18 protein-coding genes are annotated in these 14,529 nt (G+C 69.4%); 10 read left to right on the top strand and 8 right to left on the bottom strand.

Annotated features, from left to right (window positions below):
• Positions 1-18: 18 nt before the first annotated feature.
• Positions 19-528, top strand: coding sequence for a MarR family winged helix-turn-helix transcriptional regulator (locus ACZ62B_RS04015; protein WP_344568621.1), 510 nt, complete (start codon positions 19-21; stop codon positions 526-528).
• 752 nt (positions 529-1,280) lie between these two features.
• Here the strand turns inward: ACZ62B_RS04015 and ACZ62B_RS04010 are convergent.
• Positions 1,281-1,517, bottom strand: coding sequence for a DUF4240 domain-containing protein (locus ACZ62B_RS04010; RefSeq protein ID WP_469689245.1), 237 nt, complete (start codon positions 1,515-1,517; stop codon positions 1,281-1,283).
• Positions 1,518-1,574: 57 nt separating this feature from the next.
• On the opposite strand from ACZ62B_RS04010, the gene ACZ62B_RS04005 reads away from it, so the two are divergent.
• The 4 genes from ACZ62B_RS04005 to ACZ62B_RS03990 all read left to right on the top strand — a co-directional run bounded on the left by ACZ62B_RS04005 (position 1,575) and on the right by ACZ62B_RS03990 (position 3,418).
• Positions 1,575-1,844 carry a hypothetical protein gene (locus tag ACZ62B_RS04005; protein WP_469689244.1) on the top strand — a complete coding sequence of 90 codons (270 nt, stop codon included), beginning with the start codon at positions 1,575-1,577 and terminating at the stop codon, positions 1,842-1,844.
• A gap of 14 nt (positions 1,845-1,858) precedes the next feature.
• Positions 1,859-2,209 (top strand): hypothetical protein, encoded by a 351-nt coding sequence (locus ACZ62B_RS04000; RefSeq protein ID WP_469689243.1) that lies wholly within the window; start codon positions 1,859-1,861, stop codon positions 2,207-2,209.
• 123 nt (positions 2,210-2,332) lie between these two features.
• Positions 2,333-2,992, top strand: a complete 660-nt coding sequence (locus ACZ62B_RS03995) for a hypothetical protein (protein ID WP_469689242.1) — start codon at positions 2,333-2,335, stop codon at positions 2,990-2,992.
• A 12-nt stretch (positions 2,993-3,004) separates the two neighbouring features.
• Positions 3,005-3,418 (top strand): hypothetical protein, encoded by a 414-nt coding sequence (locus ACZ62B_RS03990; protein ID WP_469689241.1) that lies wholly within the window; start codon positions 3,005-3,007, stop codon positions 3,416-3,418.
• A 341-nt stretch (positions 3,419-3,759) separates the two neighbouring features.
• Here ACZ62B_RS03990 and ACZ62B_RS03985 read toward each other — a convergent pair whose 3' ends face one another.
• The gene (locus tag ACZ62B_RS03985) at positions 3,760-5,820 is read right to left on the bottom strand and encodes a restriction endonuclease (RefSeq protein WP_469689383.1); all 2,061 of its coding nucleotides are present in this window, start codon (positions 5,818-5,820) and stop codon (positions 3,760-3,762) included.
• 143 nt (positions 5,821-5,963) lie between these two features.
• Positions 5,964-6,092: a hypothetical protein gene (locus ACZ62B_RS03980; protein WP_469689240.1), complete on the bottom strand. Its 129-nt coding sequence runs from the start codon at positions 6,090-6,092 to the stop codon at positions 5,964-5,966.
• 141 nt (positions 6,093-6,233) lie between these two features.
• Between ACZ62B_RS03980 and ACZ62B_RS03975 the strand changes: the two genes are divergently transcribed.
• A complete protein-coding gene (locus ACZ62B_RS03975) occupies positions 6,234-6,419 on the top strand; it encodes a hypothetical protein (protein ID WP_469689239.1) in 186 nt (61 codons plus the stop codon).
• A gap of 10 nt (positions 6,420-6,429) precedes the next feature.
• Positions 6,430-6,903: a hypothetical protein gene (locus tag ACZ62B_RS03970; protein WP_469689238.1), complete on the top strand. Its 474-nt coding sequence runs from the start codon at positions 6,430-6,432 to the stop codon at positions 6,901-6,903.
• Between the two features lie 178 nt (positions 6,904-7,081).
• Here the strand turns inward: ACZ62B_RS03970 and ACZ62B_RS03965 are convergent, their stop codons facing one another.
• Entirely contained in the window at positions 7,082-7,774 is a 693-nt protein-coding gene (locus tag ACZ62B_RS03965) for a metal-dependent transcriptional regulator (protein WP_469689237.1), read from the bottom strand.
• An 8-nt stretch (positions 7,775-7,782) separates the two neighbouring features.
• Positions 7,783-8,316, bottom strand: coding sequence for a YbhB/YbcL family Raf kinase inhibitor-like protein (locus tag ACZ62B_RS03960; protein ID WP_469689236.1), 534 nt, complete (start codon positions 8,314-8,316; stop codon positions 7,783-7,785).
• A 157-nt stretch (positions 8,317-8,473) separates the two neighbouring features.
• Here ACZ62B_RS03960 and ACZ62B_RS03955 point away from each other — a divergent pair, with 157 nt between their 5' ends.
• From ACZ62B_RS03955 to ACZ62B_RS03945, 3 genes are all read left to right on the top strand, one after another.
• Positions 8,474-9,148, top strand: a complete 675-nt coding sequence (locus tag ACZ62B_RS03955; RefSeq protein WP_469689235.1) for a GntR family transcriptional regulator — start codon at positions 8,474-8,476, stop codon at positions 9,146-9,148.
• 128 nt (positions 9,149-9,276) lie between these two features.
• Positions 9,277-9,609 carry a DUF3817 domain-containing protein gene (locus tag ACZ62B_RS03950; RefSeq protein ID WP_469689234.1) on the top strand — a complete coding sequence of 111 codons (333 nt, stop codon included), beginning with the start codon at positions 9,277-9,279 and terminating at the stop codon, positions 9,607-9,609.
• A 79-nt stretch (positions 9,610-9,688) separates the two neighbouring features.
• Positions 9,689-11,389, top strand: coding sequence for an acyl-CoA mutase large subunit family protein (locus ACZ62B_RS03945; RefSeq protein ID WP_468719277.1), 1,701 nt, complete (start codon positions 9,689-9,691; stop codon positions 11,387-11,389).
• A 130-nt stretch (positions 11,390-11,519) separates the two neighbouring features.
• Here the strand turns inward: ACZ62B_RS03945 and ACZ62B_RS03940 are convergent, their stop codons facing one another.
• From ACZ62B_RS03940 to ACZ62B_RS03930, 3 genes are all read right to left on the bottom strand, one after another.
• Positions 11,520-12,872: a WD40 repeat domain-containing protein gene (locus tag ACZ62B_RS03940; RefSeq protein WP_344568614.1), complete on the bottom strand. Its 1,353-nt coding sequence runs from the start codon at positions 12,870-12,872 to the stop codon at positions 11,520-11,522.
• Positions 12,873-13,064: 192 nt separating this feature from the next.
• Positions 13,065-13,499 (bottom strand): VOC family protein, encoded by a 435-nt coding sequence (locus ACZ62B_RS03935; protein WP_344568612.1) that lies wholly within the window; start codon positions 13,497-13,499, stop codon positions 13,065-13,067.
• 101 nt (positions 13,500-13,600) lie between these two features.
• Positions 13,601-14,419, bottom strand: a complete 819-nt coding sequence (locus ACZ62B_RS03930; RefSeq protein ID WP_469689233.1) for an SAM-dependent methyltransferase — start codon at positions 14,417-14,419, stop codon at positions 13,601-13,603.
• Positions 14,420-14,529: the final 110 nt, after the last annotated feature.

Below are 14,529 nucleotides of genomic sequence, written 5' to 3'. Positions count from 1 at the left end.
GCCGGTAGGGTCTGGTCCGTGCCGAAGCCGCTCAGTCTCTCGTTCGATCCCATCGCCCGCGCCGACGAGCTCTGGAAGCAGCGCTGGGGAAACGTGCCGTCGATGGCCGCGATCACCTCGATCATGCGTGCGCAGCAGATCCTGCTGGCCGAGGTGGACGCGGTGGTCAAGCCGTACGGGCTCACGTTCGCGCGGTACGAGGCGCTGGTGCTGCTGACCTTCTCCAAGTCGGGCGAGCTGCCGATGTCCAAGATCGGCGAGCGGCTCATGGTGCACCCCACGTCGGTGACGAACACCGTGGACCGCCTGGTGCGCTCGGGTCTGGTCGCCAAGCGCCCCAACCCCAACGACGGCCGCGGCACCCTCGCGACCATCACCGACAAGGGCCGCGAGGTGGTCGAGTCCGCCACCCGCGACCTGATGGCCATGGACTTCGGCCTGGGCGCGTACGACGCCGAGGAGTGCGGCGAACTCTTCGCGATGCTCCGACCGCTGCGGCTGGCGGCGGGGGACTTCGAGGAGGAGTGAGAACGGGACGGCGCCTCCGCTGAGCACCCTCGGCAACGCCGCGCACGAAACGTTGTGCCCGCCCTGTTCCCCGTGGAAGAACCCAAGTATCAGCCGTTTCCCGGCGGCGTGGAAGCGGGGCCGGATGACGTGGGTCGTCAGGCCGCGTTCACAGACTGCGAAGGCACGTGCTTGAACGCCGGTCTGCGTCAACTCCGTTGGACGAGTGATGTGTCTCGCTAAAAGCGGACCGGTCTCGGTCTGTCTGAACCATCTGGCCACCTGTCTCAGGTGACCTTGGCCATCTGTTGATCTGTCTCGCTCTTTCCGACCCGCCGCCGCACCCGGCTCTCTACGGTCGTTCCACCTGGTCAGCGCTGAGTGGGGGTGCCTGGTGGAGGCTGAGGACTTCTGGCTTGAGTATGTCGATGCCCAGGGTGAGTCCCGCGGTGGGCCGCTTGAGGTGATGCGGCGAGCCCGGTTCGAGGCGGCTGCGCAGGTGCGTGTGTTCCCGTCGCACCGGGGGGCGGCGGAACTTCTCGGGCTGGTACCGGGCGGCGACCTGCTCCGAGCTGGTGGGCTACGAGTCGTGGGTGGAACTCGGGCATCTGATGCGGCTGGACGCCGACCCGAATGTGGTGGCGGTGGCCTCGCAGCCGTTCCGGTTGTCTTGGTGGTACGGCGGCCGAGGCCTGCGCCCGGGTCGGCTGGGGCTACGAACAGGCCGGGGTTCCGGACCCGGTGTCGGCGGAGAATTTGCGGTGGCCGTCCGGCTACCGGCATCCCAGGATCCGGCGGAAGCCGGTGGCCGATGCTCTGCTGGCGGTGTTCGGCGAGCCGCTGGGCGTGAACGCTTCGTGCGTCACCTCGTCCAAGCACACCTGGAACTGCACGACCTCAGCAAGCGGCCGTCGCGACAATTCGCCACGCAGCCACGTGAGCCGTCCGTCCCGGTTCCGTCCCTGACGCCGACACTCCTCGATGAGCTCCCAGAAGGAATCGATGCCCACAGCGGCACTGTGCCGGGCACCTCTGACAACGCACGGCCGACGGACTATGTTCGAGGGGTGGAGAATCCGGAGATCATCATCAAACTCACCCCGGATGAGGCACTGGTCCTGTCGGACTGGCTGGAGCAGGTGCAGATGACGGACCTCAGTCGTCTCGTCGACGACGCGGCGGTCTGGGCGCCCCTTCACCGCATTGCTGGAACGCTCGACAAGTCGCTACCGGGGATCTTTGCGGCGGACTATGCCGAACGTCTGGAAGCAGCCCGCAGCAGGCTTCGTCCAGCACTGGACGACAGTGCCAGTGACGAGAAGGGTGCGGATGCGTGAAGCCCCTCCCGGAGATGACTGATCGCGAGTACTTCGCCTGCGTCGGCCAACGCCCTGGCATGTTCGTCGGCAAGACCTCGTTCCACATGCTGACCGCTTTCCTGACCGGCTATGACCAGCATGCTCTCCGGCATGGTGGACGCGGGCTCACCGGCTGGCACGACTGGCTCGTCGCCCGTCGCGGACGCGGCTGCAACCACGCCTGGCCCGGCCAGGTCCTCCACATCGCCCTCCCACACGGCGGGGAAGACGTCTGGAACCTTCCGCCTGAGGACGAAGAGCACGCGATCAAGGTCCTGTTCGAGCTCCTCGACGAGTTCGCTGCCGAGTGCGAAGCAGCACAGGGCATGCGATTCCCAGGTTGAGTGAGACGCCAGGCCGCACCCCGTCTCACTCAGGATGACCCATCACTGGTCACGGCCTCGACGTGGTTCGCCTTCACTGAGACGGGACGACGAGCCTGCCGGAATGCGGATCATGGAGCTGTGATGAAGCGGACGAAGAAGGCGGCTCCGGTCGAACAGCCGGAGCGTGAGCCCGGCCTCTCGGCGTACCAGCAGACGATGCGGGACCGGCTTCTCGCGGCCCCCGTGGTGCCCGCTCCTGAGCCCTGGCAGCCTGTCTTCGAGTACACGTACGGCGTTCCTGTCGGTGGGCTGCTCGGGGTCGGCTTCGCGACGCACCCCGACAGTGGCCACGATCTGGTGATGGTCGTCTCCTCCGACGGGCACGGTCTCTTCGACGCCGTCACCGGAGAGAAGATCGCCAGGGATCGCGACCCCGACCCCGAGGACAGCACCCCCGACGCGATTGCCGATCTGTCCTGTCCGGGGCTGGGGCCGATCGCCGGGAGTCGTGTGCGCATTGCGGGGCTCTTCGGCGGAGGGCTGCACACCACCACCGATGACGGCTGGACCTTGGAGGTCGTCGCTCCGGCCTGGCCGAACGACCGTGTCCTGCTGTCCCGCGACGGCGGGCTGCCCCACGCCGGTTCGCACGGAGAGCAGTGGTGGCACATCTTCCACTCGAACTATTCCGAACTTCGAGCAGCCGGTTTCTCGCCCTCCGGACAGACCATCGCCGTGGCGACGAGCAGCGACCTCTCCCTGTGGACACGGGGAACGGCGACACTTGACCGCTCCCAGTGAGAAAGGACGGCGATGGACGAGGACGAGAACCTGCGCCGATACGGCCTGTACCCCGTAGGGGTGGACATCGAGGAGGTTCGGAGTCTGCTCACCGAGCGTGCCCGGCTGGAGAAGCGTGCGCAGGGCGACGGGGACACGGAGCTGATGAGACTGTGCTGCGTTCAGTTGTTCAACGCCGGGAGTCTGGACGACGTGCTGCTCATCTGGCAGGCCAAGACCGCCAGTATGGACGCCGACTGCTCGATCGACATCCAGTTGCTGTGCGGAAGCGGGCTGCCCGGGACCAAGGCGTATCTGTCGGAACAGTGCTCACCCGACGCCGGCGCGGCGCTGCGACGACTGAACCTCTGTGAGGCAGCCGGCGACTTCGAAGGCTTCTCCGTCGAAGTACACGCCGCCCGGCACGCCGCTTACTACGCGCCCTGACGCGAGACTGGCCCCTGCCGGGCGGTCTCCCTTCTCGCGCGTCCAGGCGGTGGGGCATGATGCTCAGCCGTCGACAGGACACGGGTCCCACCCGCGCCATATCCACGGACGCCTGGGAGGATGCCGCATGACCCACTGCCTGCGATTCTTCTTCGAGGCGGGCGCAGACACCTCCTGCGGCCGGAGGATGACGAGAGCCTGCTCTGAAGGGAGCGGCGTTTCTGTCCGAGCGGTGATGGACCTCTGGCAGAAAGGGCTCATGAACACGGCTTGACGTGGGTCATCAAGCCTCGCTCGTGGATCCGGCCAGTGCAGCGGTACCGGGACCCTGAGCCCTGGTTCTACTCCACCTCGATGCCGAAATCCTGAACGAGTTCCTCCAGGCCGCCCGTGTAGCCCCTGCCGCCCAAGACGAAGTCCCAGTCCCCGTTCGACCTGCGGCGGAAGGAGCCGAGCACCAATGCGGTTTCGCCTGGCCGGCCGTCGGAGACCTCCAGCCGTCCCAGCTCGGCCAGCCTCGGGTCGAGCAGACGGATGCACGCGTCCGTGAAGCCCGAGAGGTCCGCGTTCGGGTTGACCTCCGGGTCGATGGCGGCCACGAGTACGAACCGGTCGGCCTCGTCCGGCAACGTGTCGAAGGAGACACAGATTGCGGCTTTGTCGGGCGCGGTGGCGGGAAGGGCGCGCACGGAGCCGTCCGGTGTCTGTGGGTTGTTGAAGAAGACGAAGTGATCGTCGCTGAGGACGCGGTCGCCGTGACAGACGAGAGCGCACACGTCCAGGGCGACGCTTCCGGTCCACGACATGCCCAGGACGTTGTAGTCGTCGGGCAGTCGAGTGTCCGGAACCGTCGGCGCCGACTGCGCGGCAGATCGACGGGCACCATCGCCCAGGCGTCCACGGAGCCCATGACGATGCAGCAGGTCGACGAGTTCGGATCCCGGGATCAGTTCCAGCGGCTTGCCGTTGGCGAAGGTGTGTGAGCCAGGGCCGAACCGTGACGTCGTCACGAGGACGCCCTTGTTGGCGCCGACGTCCTGTACGGTCCCGTACAAGTCACGCACAGCGGTGGGCGGCACGGTGTTGCGGTAGCGCTTCACCTGCACGACGATCTTGCCGCCTCGGATGGGTGCCGGATCAAGTGCGTCGACGTCCACCCCGCCGTCGTTCGAGCGCTGGGTGGTGACGGCCTGCATTCCCATGGCCCGGAAGAGATCGGCAACGAGGTTCTCGAAGGCGATCGGATCCATCTCGTACAGGTCGGGTTCCTCGTCACTGCCATGCGTGACGACACGGTTCCCGACCTCCTGCGGCCGACGGCTCGGCCGTACCGGAGTGAGCTGGTCGGGACGGGTCGAGAGCTGCCCGCGCAGTGCGTCGGCCAGGCAGCTGCAGGCGTCCACCTGTGCCAAGTGCAGCTCGCGGAACGTCGAGCGCGGAGTCATGACGGTTGCCAGGTAGATGTGGCCCGGCCGGCCCGTCGTGGGGTCATGCCCGTCCACGAATCCGTTCAAGGTCACTGACTCGAGTGCACCCAGTTCATCCGCGGCGAAGAGTTCGTGCAGGACGAGCAATGTGCATTGCGCGAGAACCTCCCGGTAAAGAGCCCGACGCTGAGTTACCGGCCGGGGACTCTCCTTGTACTGGTCAGCCGCGTACATGTACCGAACGGATTTGGCCTCGGGGGCGATGCTGTAAGCGGGCAGCTCCCAATCCAGCACCAGCTGTCCGGCTGCCGAGTCGTAGGCCGCCGTCACCTGGCGTGGGAAACCCTCCGGCCACGCGGTCGACGCGTAGAGAGCAGCGGAGAAGTACTCGACCACAGCGTCGGGATCGCGGCGTCTCACCCCCTCGGTCAGCTCGACGATGTCGGCGTTGTGCCGCCGCACCTCGGCCAGCTGGGCATCAGCCCACTGCTGGTACTCCCGCTGGTACGCCGCCAACTGCTGCTGTCGTTGCGCATCAGCCGCCTGGGCCGCGTGCCAGTCCCGCTCGAAGCGCGCCCGGGCTTCGGCCTGCGCCTGTGCTCGGCGACTGGCGGTCCATCCGCTCTGCACTTGGTAATGATCGAAGTTCGGCATGGGCACGGGCTGCGCCAATGGCCCCGGGGCGAACGGCCGGACCTCTTCAGGACGCATGAGGGAGGAAGCACTGAAGGCCGGAGCCTGACAACCCGAGGCGAGGAGACCTTGCAGCGACGCAACCTGTGCGTCCAGTTCTTCGGTGCGACGCAGTGCCTCTGCCTGCATGTACTCACGGTGACTCTGGGCTGCTCGCCGCTGGTAGGCACGCGCTTGTTGCGCTTCTTGTCTCCGTCGCCTGGCGTCGGCCTCCACCTGGCGCTGCTGCTGCCTCTGCATCTCAGCCCAGACGCCGACCAAGCCTTGAGAACGACGACTCATATGCTGCATGCCCTCCCCATGGCACTCTGGTTGTCCCCACAACCAGTTGTAACGGGGCGACTCTATCCAGCAATGACGATCTCGCATATCCACCCGGCAAAAGGGACCTACGGGTCTGACGCAGGTTCGGGTGACAGGTCCGGTCACGCGACCTGGAGGGCCCGCTCGATCCAGGCCACGATCGTGATCCTGAGTTCTTCTTCGTGCACTCCCTCGTCGTAGGCGAGGCCGGCGAAGCCCGGGAGACGAGTGGCGGTACCGTCACTGGCCACCGCATGCGGACCAGCGACGGATCGTGGGCGCACGTCGAAGACGGCACCGTCCACCAGAGCGGTCCCGCGAGGTGTGGGACACAACGGAACACGCATACGAGTGGTTCGAGTCCCAGGGCCCCCACGCGCGAACGCTTCGGCGTGACCATCACCCCCGAGGGCCAGACGTACCGGCTCGACGAACCCGGCCAGGAACTGCCACAGGAATGGCTGAGTCACCGGTCGTGGTCCTGCCGGGCCCGCGCTGTGCGCCGTACCCTCACGGCCGGCGCGCCGCCCAAGGTGGTGCGCGACTTCGACGAGCGCCCGCACGGCGCCCATCTGTAGGAGGACAGGCATGCGGGTGGGGATCACCGGTCATCGTGGACTCGGCGCGGACGTGGAGCGGCGCGTGCGGGAGATGCTCGTCGAGGCGGTGAGCGCCTACGACGCCGCCGAGCTGGTCGGCGTCTCGTGCATCGCGGACGGTCCCGACGCCTGGTTCGCCGAAGCCGTGGTGAAGCACGGCGGCCGTCTTGAGGTGGTCATTCCGGCGGCCGGGTACCGCGACGCCCTCCCGGAGTGGCACCGTGCCACCTATGACGCCCTGCTGGGGCAGGCGTCCGACGTCCACGAGACCGGCATGGGCGAGTCGACGTCCGAGGCGCACATGAAAGGCTCGGAGATCCTCGTGGGACTGTCCGACGAACTCCTCGCGGTGTGGGACGGCAAGCCCGCATGGGGCTTCGGTGGCACCGCGGACGTGGTCTCGTACGCGGAGCGGGGCGGCACACCGGTGCGGGTCCTGTGGCCGGAGGGCGCCACCCGCTGATCACCAGTCGCCGCCTCGGCGGCTGACGATTCTCTTGCTTCGGCGTGGTCGGCACCCCGAAGGCGAGACGCACTGGCGAACGGCTGCCGCGGACGAGGGCGTTTCCCGGTCACCATCGTGACCGGGGAACGCCCTCGCGCCTGCGCGGGCACGGCAACGGGCCGGTGTCCTGCTGGAGTCAGGATCTGGCCACGAAGACGTGTGCGGTGGTCGGTGTGGGGGGTTCGGTGGTCGTCCACCCACCGCCGACCGTCACGCCGCCGGGCGACGACGTCACGCGCACGAGTCTGCCGGGCCGCACTCCGGCGTGCCGCAGGGCGTGCGTCGACCGGGAGTCGGTCCGCGCCGGCTCCCCCGTGCGGCGCGCGACCGTGCGTACGCCGTCCGGTCCGGTCTCCAGGTCGCTGGGGCCGACCGTGGTGCCGTCGGGGAGCGCGTCCGCGGCGCTTTCCTCACCGAGCTCCGCCAGGCCCGGTATCGGGCTGCCGTACGGCGAGTGCGTCGGGTGCCGCAGCAGTTCCAGGACGCGGCGTTCGACGGCCTCGCTGATCACGTGTGCCCAGCGGCAGGCTTCGGCGTGCGCCTGTTCCCGTTCCAGCCCGACCACGTCGAGGAGCAGACACTCCGCCAGACGGTGCTTGCGCAGGACACGCGTGGCCAGCCGGCGGCCTTCGTCGGTCAGCTCGAGGTGCCGGTCGCCGGCCACGCGCAGCAGGCCGTCGCGCTCCATGCGGGCGACGGTCTGGCTGACCGTCGGGCCGCTCCGCCCAAGACGCTCGGCGATGCGGGCGCGCAGGGGGACCACGCCTTCCTCCTCGAGTTCCAGGACGGTGCGGAGGTATACCTCGGTGGCGTCGATGAGCCGGGACACGCCGGTCGTCAGGCGGGCGTCTCAGCGGTGACGGTCAGTACCGCGCGGCCGAGGGTGTGGCTGGCCATGGTGAAGCCGAGGACGGCCGGGGTGGCGTCGGCGGGGACGCCGACGGAGGCGACGTCGAGGGCGTGCACCACGACGAAGTAGCGGTGCGGGCCGTGCCCGGCCGGCGGCGCGGCACCCATGTAGCGGGCCGAACGGGCGTCGTTGGGCAGCTGGAAGGCGCCCTCGGGCAGCCCCGAGCCGTCGTCGTCGCCGGCGCCCTCGGGCAGCTCGGTGACGGTGGCGGGGATGTCGGCGACCGCCCAGTGCCAGAACCCGGATCCGGTGGGGGCGTCGGGGTCGTAGACGGTGACGGCGTAGCTCCTGGTGCCGTCCGGGGCGCCGCTCCAGGACAGCTGGGGGGAGACGTCCTTCCCGCCGGGCAGGCCGGAGGCGTGCTGCTCGGCGGGCCATGCGGCCCCGTCGGCGACGGTGGTGCTGGTGACGGTGAACGATGCCGCCTCGGGGAGGCGGGCGAAGGGGTCGTTGGCGCTCATCGCGACGTTCCTTTCGGGATGGTGTGCCGAGGCGGTGGTGGTGCGCCCGGCCATCGGGTCCGCGGAGTCGACGGAACGGTGCCGGCGAAGTCCGCGACCACTGAATCGACAGTAACACTAATAATCGATTATTGAATCGATCGTCTATGCTGAGGGCATGACTGGTACGGCTCACACTCCGGCTCCGTCCGGGAAGCAGATGCTTTCCGAGCAGGTCTACGCACATCTGCGGGACGCGATCATGCGCGGCGACCACGCTCCCGGTGACGCCCTCAAGCCGCAGGACCTCGCCAAGGAGCAGGGTGTGAGTCTGGCCGTCGTGCGCGAGGCGCTCGTGCGGGTGGTCGGCGAGGGGCTCGCCGACCGGCTGCCCAACCGCGGCTTCGCCGTCCCGGCCGTCTCCGACCGTCGCTGGCAGGAGGTCGCCGAGGCCCGCCGGACCGTCGAACCGGTCGTGCTGCGCATGTCCATCGAGCGCGGCGACGTCGACTGGGAGGCCCGCGTGCGCGCCGCCCACCACCGCCTGGCCCGCACCCCGGCGTTCGTGCCGGAGGAGGGCGAGCACTACAGCCGCGCGTGGTCCGAAGCCCACCGGGTCTTCCATCGCACCCTCCTGGAGGGCTGCGGAAACCCCGTCCTGCTCCAGACCTTCGACCGCATGTGGACCGCGAGCGAGCTGGCCCGCCGCTGGTCGACGCGCCGCAACCCGGGCCGGGACGGGGCTCTGGAGCATCGCCGACTGGAGGAGGCGGTGCTCGCCCGCGACGCCGACACCGCGGCCGGGCTCCTGGTCCGACACCTCACCCAGACCGCGGACGCGCTGACCGGCTGAGGCTCCTTCGGCGCTCGGGCCGGGGGAAGCGGCGCGGAGGAACGTGTCGTCGTCGCCCGTCCTCCCCGGGAAGAAGGGGGACCGACCCCCGCCAAGATCTCCCGGAACGGGCCGTTACGCTCGTGTCCATGAAGAAGAGCGTGCTGACCCGCTACCGGGTCATGGCCTACGTCACCGGTGTTCTCCTCGTCGCGCTGACCTTCGGCATGATCGGCAAGTACGTGCTCGACATGGGTGGCGCGGCCGACTTCACGCAGGTGGTCAGCATCGCCCACGGATGGCTGTACGTCGTCTACCTGATCTTCGCCTTCGACCTCGGTTCCAAGGCGAAGTGGCCGGTCAAGAAGCAGCTCTGGGTGCTGCTCGCCGGGACCGTCCCCACCGCCGCGTTCTTCGTGGAGCGCAGGATCAGCCGCGAGCTGGAGGGCAGGATCGCGGAGGAAGCCCCCGCCGTCGCGTAACGCGTCTCACCGCCGTACGGAGCAGCGTGCGGCGGTCTCCCATCGACATTTACTAGGACGTCCTAGTAAATTCGAGGGTATGGACGCTGACGCCATCGAGGAGGGCCGCCGACGCTGGCAGGCCCGGTACGACGCCGCTCGCAAGCGCGACGCGGATTTCACCACGCTCTCCGGCGATCCCGTGGAGCCGGTGTACGGGCCCCGGACCGGGGACAGCTACGAGGGGTTCGAGCGGATCGGCTGGCCGGGGGAGTACCCCTTCACCCGCGGGCTGTATCCGACCGGCTACCGGGGGCGGACGTGGACCATCCGGCAGTTCGCCGGGTTCGGGAACGCCGAGCAGACCAACGAGCGCTACAAGATGATCCTCGGCAACGGCGGGGGCGGGCTCTCCGTCGCCTTCGACATGCCGACGCTCATGGGCCGCGACTCCGACGACCCGCGCTCCCTGGGCGAGGTCGGCCACTGCGGGGTGGCGATCGACTCGGCCGCCGACATGGAGGTCCTGTTCCGGGACATCCCGCTCGGGGACGTGACGACCTCCATGACGATCAGCGGGCCCGCCGTGCCCGTCTTCTGCATGTACCTCGTCGCCGCCGAGCGCCAGGGCGTCGACCCCGGCGTGCTCAACGGCACGCTGCAGACGGACATCTTCAAGGAGTACATCGCGCAGAAGGAGTGGCTCTTCCAGCCCGAACCCCATCTGCGCCTCATCGGCGACCTGATGGAGCACTGCGCGGCCGGCATCCCCGCCTACAAGCCGCTCTCCGTCTCCGGCTACCACATCCGCGAGGCCGGGGCGACGGCCGCGCAGGAGCTGGCGTACACGCTCGCGGACGGCTTCGGGTACGTGGAGCTGGGGCTCAGCCGCGGCCTCGACGTGGACGTGTTCGCGCCCGGACTCTCCTTCTTCTTCGACGCGCACGTCGACTTCTTCGAGGAGATCGCCAAGTTCCGCGCGGCCAGGCGCATCTGGGCGCGCTGGATGCGGGACGTCTACGGCGCCAAGAGCGACAAGGCGCAGTGGCTGCGCTTCCACACCCAGACCGCCGGTGTCTCGCTGACCGCGCAGCAGCCGTACAACAACGTCGTACGGACGGCCGTGGAGGCCCTGGCCGCCGTGCTCGGCGGGACCAACTCCCTGCACACCAACGCCCTCGACGAGACCCTCGCGCTGCCCAGCGAGCAGGCCGCCGAGATCGCCCTGCGCACCCAGCAGGTGCTGATGGAGGAGACCGGCGTCGGCAACGTCGCCGACCCGCTGGGCGGTTCCTGGTACGTCGAGCAGCTCACCGACCGCATCGAGGCGGACGCCGAGAAGATCTTCGAGCAGATCAAGGAGCGGGGCCTGCGGGCCCACCCGGACGGGCAGCACCCGATCGGGCCGATCACCTCCGGCATCCTGCGCGGCATCGAGGACGGCTGGTTCACCGGCGAGATCGCCGAGTCGGCGTTCCGCTACCAGCAGGCGCTGGAGAAGGGAGACAAGCGGGTCGTCGGCGTCAACGTCCACACCGGGTCCGTCACCGGCGACCTGGAGATCCTGCGCGTCAGCCACGAGGTGGAGCGCGAGCAGGTGCGGCTCCTCGGCGAGCGCAAGGCCGCCCGCGACGACGCGAAGGTGCGCGGCGCGCTCGACGCCATGGTCGCGGCCGCCCGCTCCGGCGCCAACATGATCGAGCCGATGCTGGAGGCCGTACGCGCGGAGGCGACCCTCGGCGAGATCTGCGGTGTCCTGCGCGACGAGTGGGGGGTCTACACGGAGCCCGCCGGCTTCTAGCCCCACGCCACTCGGTCAGCGGTGTTCCGGGAGTGGAGCCGGTGCTCTGCTCCGAAACCGCGCAGATGCGAGATCGCCGTGGCCCGGAATCCTGATCCGGGCCACGGCGACGTCCGTGCCGGGGGGCGTGTCAGCGGCGGGTGATCTCCACGGTCACCTCGGCGGAGGCCGCGGTGTGCCAGGGGTCACCGGCGTACGCCACGCCGTACCTCACCTGACCGAGCCTGGTCGGCGTGTCGGTCACGGTGAAAGTGCCGTCGGCCGCCACCGTGACGGTGCCCAGCGAGGTGCCCTCCGGAGCGGCGGCGTCGTAGCGCGTCACCGCGACGGTGGTGCCGGGAGCGAAGCCGGCCGCCGGGGCCAGGGTGCCGGTGACGGTCAGCTGCCGGTACCACCTGCTGGTCGGGGGCGCCTGGAGGGCAAGGGTGGTCTGCACGGTGGTGTCGACCTGCCGCGCGTGGAACCGGAGTCCCATGACGCCGGTCTGCTGTGTCACGGCGAAGACCCGGCTCCCGTCCGGCGCCCAGGCCAGCCCCTCGCTCACCAGCCTCTCGGTGTCACCGCCCAGCTCGACCGTGGTCAGCGGAGCGGGAGCACCCGGCGCGTAGAAGGACAGGTCCGGCACGTCGACGCTGTTGTTGGAGGTTCCTCCGGCCACCGTGCCGTCGGGTGCGACGGCGACGGCCAGGGGGGAGGGCGAGGCCGCGGGGGTTGCCTGGTCAGAGAGGTCGTCGAGGCGGAAGGTCTGGTAGCCGGGCGATATGAGGGCGGCCACGACGACGCTCCGGCCGTCGGGTGTCACGTCCAGGTCCCGCAGACCGTTCATCTCGGTCCCGGAGAAGACCCGTCGGGCGGTCGTCTCGGGCGACCCGCTGCTCACGTCGTACACCGTGAGGGTGTTGACGTTGGGGTTGCCCGTACCGGCCACCAGCACGTCGGGGTCGGCGGGAGAGGCGACGAGATCCGCCCCCCCGTCCAGCGAGCCGTCCAGACCGAGCGCGACCACCGGCTCGGCACCGGACACGTCGACCGACCCGAGGTCCCCGGTGACGCCGTATCCGAACCACAGCTTCCCGCCCGCGAAAGCCAGGCTCCACGGGGCGGTGTCCTCGCCCACGAAGTACCGTGCGGTCTCCGTCAGCGTCGCGGTGTCGTACGCGACGATGGTGTCGATGTCCCGCGCGGCCACGTAAAGGGTCCGGGAGTCGGGCGAGAGGGCCAGCCCACCGGCGCCCGGCAGGCCGCTCAGCCAGGTGCTGTTCCCGCCGTCGTAGTCCGTCACCACGACCCGGCCGTCCACTCCCGCGGGCGAGCTGAGGAAGACCTGCCGGTTGCTCCCGTCGACCTCCATGTCGGCGAGGGAGTACAACGGCACCGGCACGCCGCCCGCCGCGAACGCCGGGGAAGCTCCCGGAACGGTCAGCAGCAGCGAACCGAGGGCTGCGGTGAGCGTGGTGCCCAGCGCCCGTCTGAGTATGCGCAAGGTAGTGCCCTTCTGTGTCCCATGAATCACGGCGGCACACCGGTTGGACGACCGGAGGGGACGGCGTAGGGCGCCGCCCGCCAGGATTCTGCGGCGCGGGGTCCCTTGAATCACGGCGGCACACCGATCGGACGACCGGAGAGGAAGGCGCGCGGCAGGGGAGACGGCTCTCCGCTCCGCCCCGGGAGACGCTCAGTCGAGACAGAACTCGTTGCCCTCGATGTCCCGCATCACGATGCACGACTCGTTGTCCTCGTCGGCGTACAGCGTCCGCTCGTGTACCGCGCCGAGCGCGACCAGTCGTGCGCACTCGGCCTCGAGCGTGGCGAGGCGCTCCTCACCCACGAGCCCGGTACCGGCCCGCACGTCGAGATGCACCCGGTTCTTGACGACCTTCCCTTCGGGGACGCGCTGGAAGAACAGTCGCGGGCCCACACCCGAGGGATCGACGCATGCGAACCATGCGACCTGATGGTCGGACGGCAGCGAGTGATGGTAATCGTCCCAAGTGGCGAACCCCTCCGGCGGAGGCGGTACGACGTACCCCAACACCTCGCACCAGAAACGGGCGAGGCGCTCGGGTTCCGCGCAGTCGAAGGTGACCTGGAACTTCTTGATCGATGTCATCGGGGCACCGTAGCAAGGGGGTTCTGTCACTCATTTCCCGGCGGGGATCCGGCGGCCGGTGGGGCCCGCCCGATATGAGCGGGCCTCTCCGCGCGATCGTGTCACGGCTTGCGGGCCACCGCGCCGTACAGCGAGATCACGGCGTTCTCGTCGGTGTTCTCCCCGACGGCGAGCTCGGGATGCCAGTCGGTCACCTGCGCGATGCCGGGCTCGACGAGCTCCAGCCCTTCGAAGAAGCGGGCGATCTCCGCACGCGTGCGCGGCGCGAGCGTGACGCCGCCCGCCTTGTACATCTCGACCCCGCGGCCGACCGCCTCGGGGTCGAAGTCCGCCGTGAGCTGCGACAGGACCAGGTGACTGCCGGAGGGCAGCGCCTCGACGAGCCGCGCCACCAGCCCGTACGGGTCGTCCTCGTCGCCGAGGAAGTGCGTCAGCGCGACGAGGGACAGTGCCACCGGCCGACCGAAGTCCAGCTTCTCGCGGGCCTGTTCCAGGATGCGGCCGGGCTCGCGCACATCGGCCTGGACGTAGTCGGTGACGCCCTCGGGGGTGCTGCGCAGCAGCGCCTCGGCGTGCTTCAGCACGATGGGGTCGTTGTCCGTGTAGACCACGCGGGACTCGGGCGCGATGCCCTGCGCTATCTGGTGCAGATTGGGCTCGGTGGGGATGCCGGTGCCGATGTCCAGGTACTGGCGGACGCCCGCCTCACCGGCCAGCCACCGGGTGACCCGCTGCATGAACCAGCGGTTGGTGCGGGCGACGTGCCGGGCCGTGCCGTCGACACCCATGATCTGCCGGCCCAGCTCCTCGTCGACCGGGTAGTTGTCCTTGCCGCCGAGGAACCAGTCGTAGACCCGGGCCGGGTGCGGCCTGGAGGTGTCGATCCGTGCGGCGGCGGGTTCGGTCCCGGTCCCGGTCATGTGTGCCTCCCTGGCTGCTCGGCGTCCCGCGCGTTCCGGCGCGGGGCGATCATCGATCCTCGCAGTGCGCCGGGGGCGGTGACAGGCGACTACCGGCCGACCGTGGCCGG

The sequence above is a fragment of the Streptomyces sp. NPDC053426 genome, from assembly GCF_055585405.1.
Note: the sequence above shows the minus strand (reverse complement) of the source record. Positions and strands in the feature narration are given on the sequence as shown.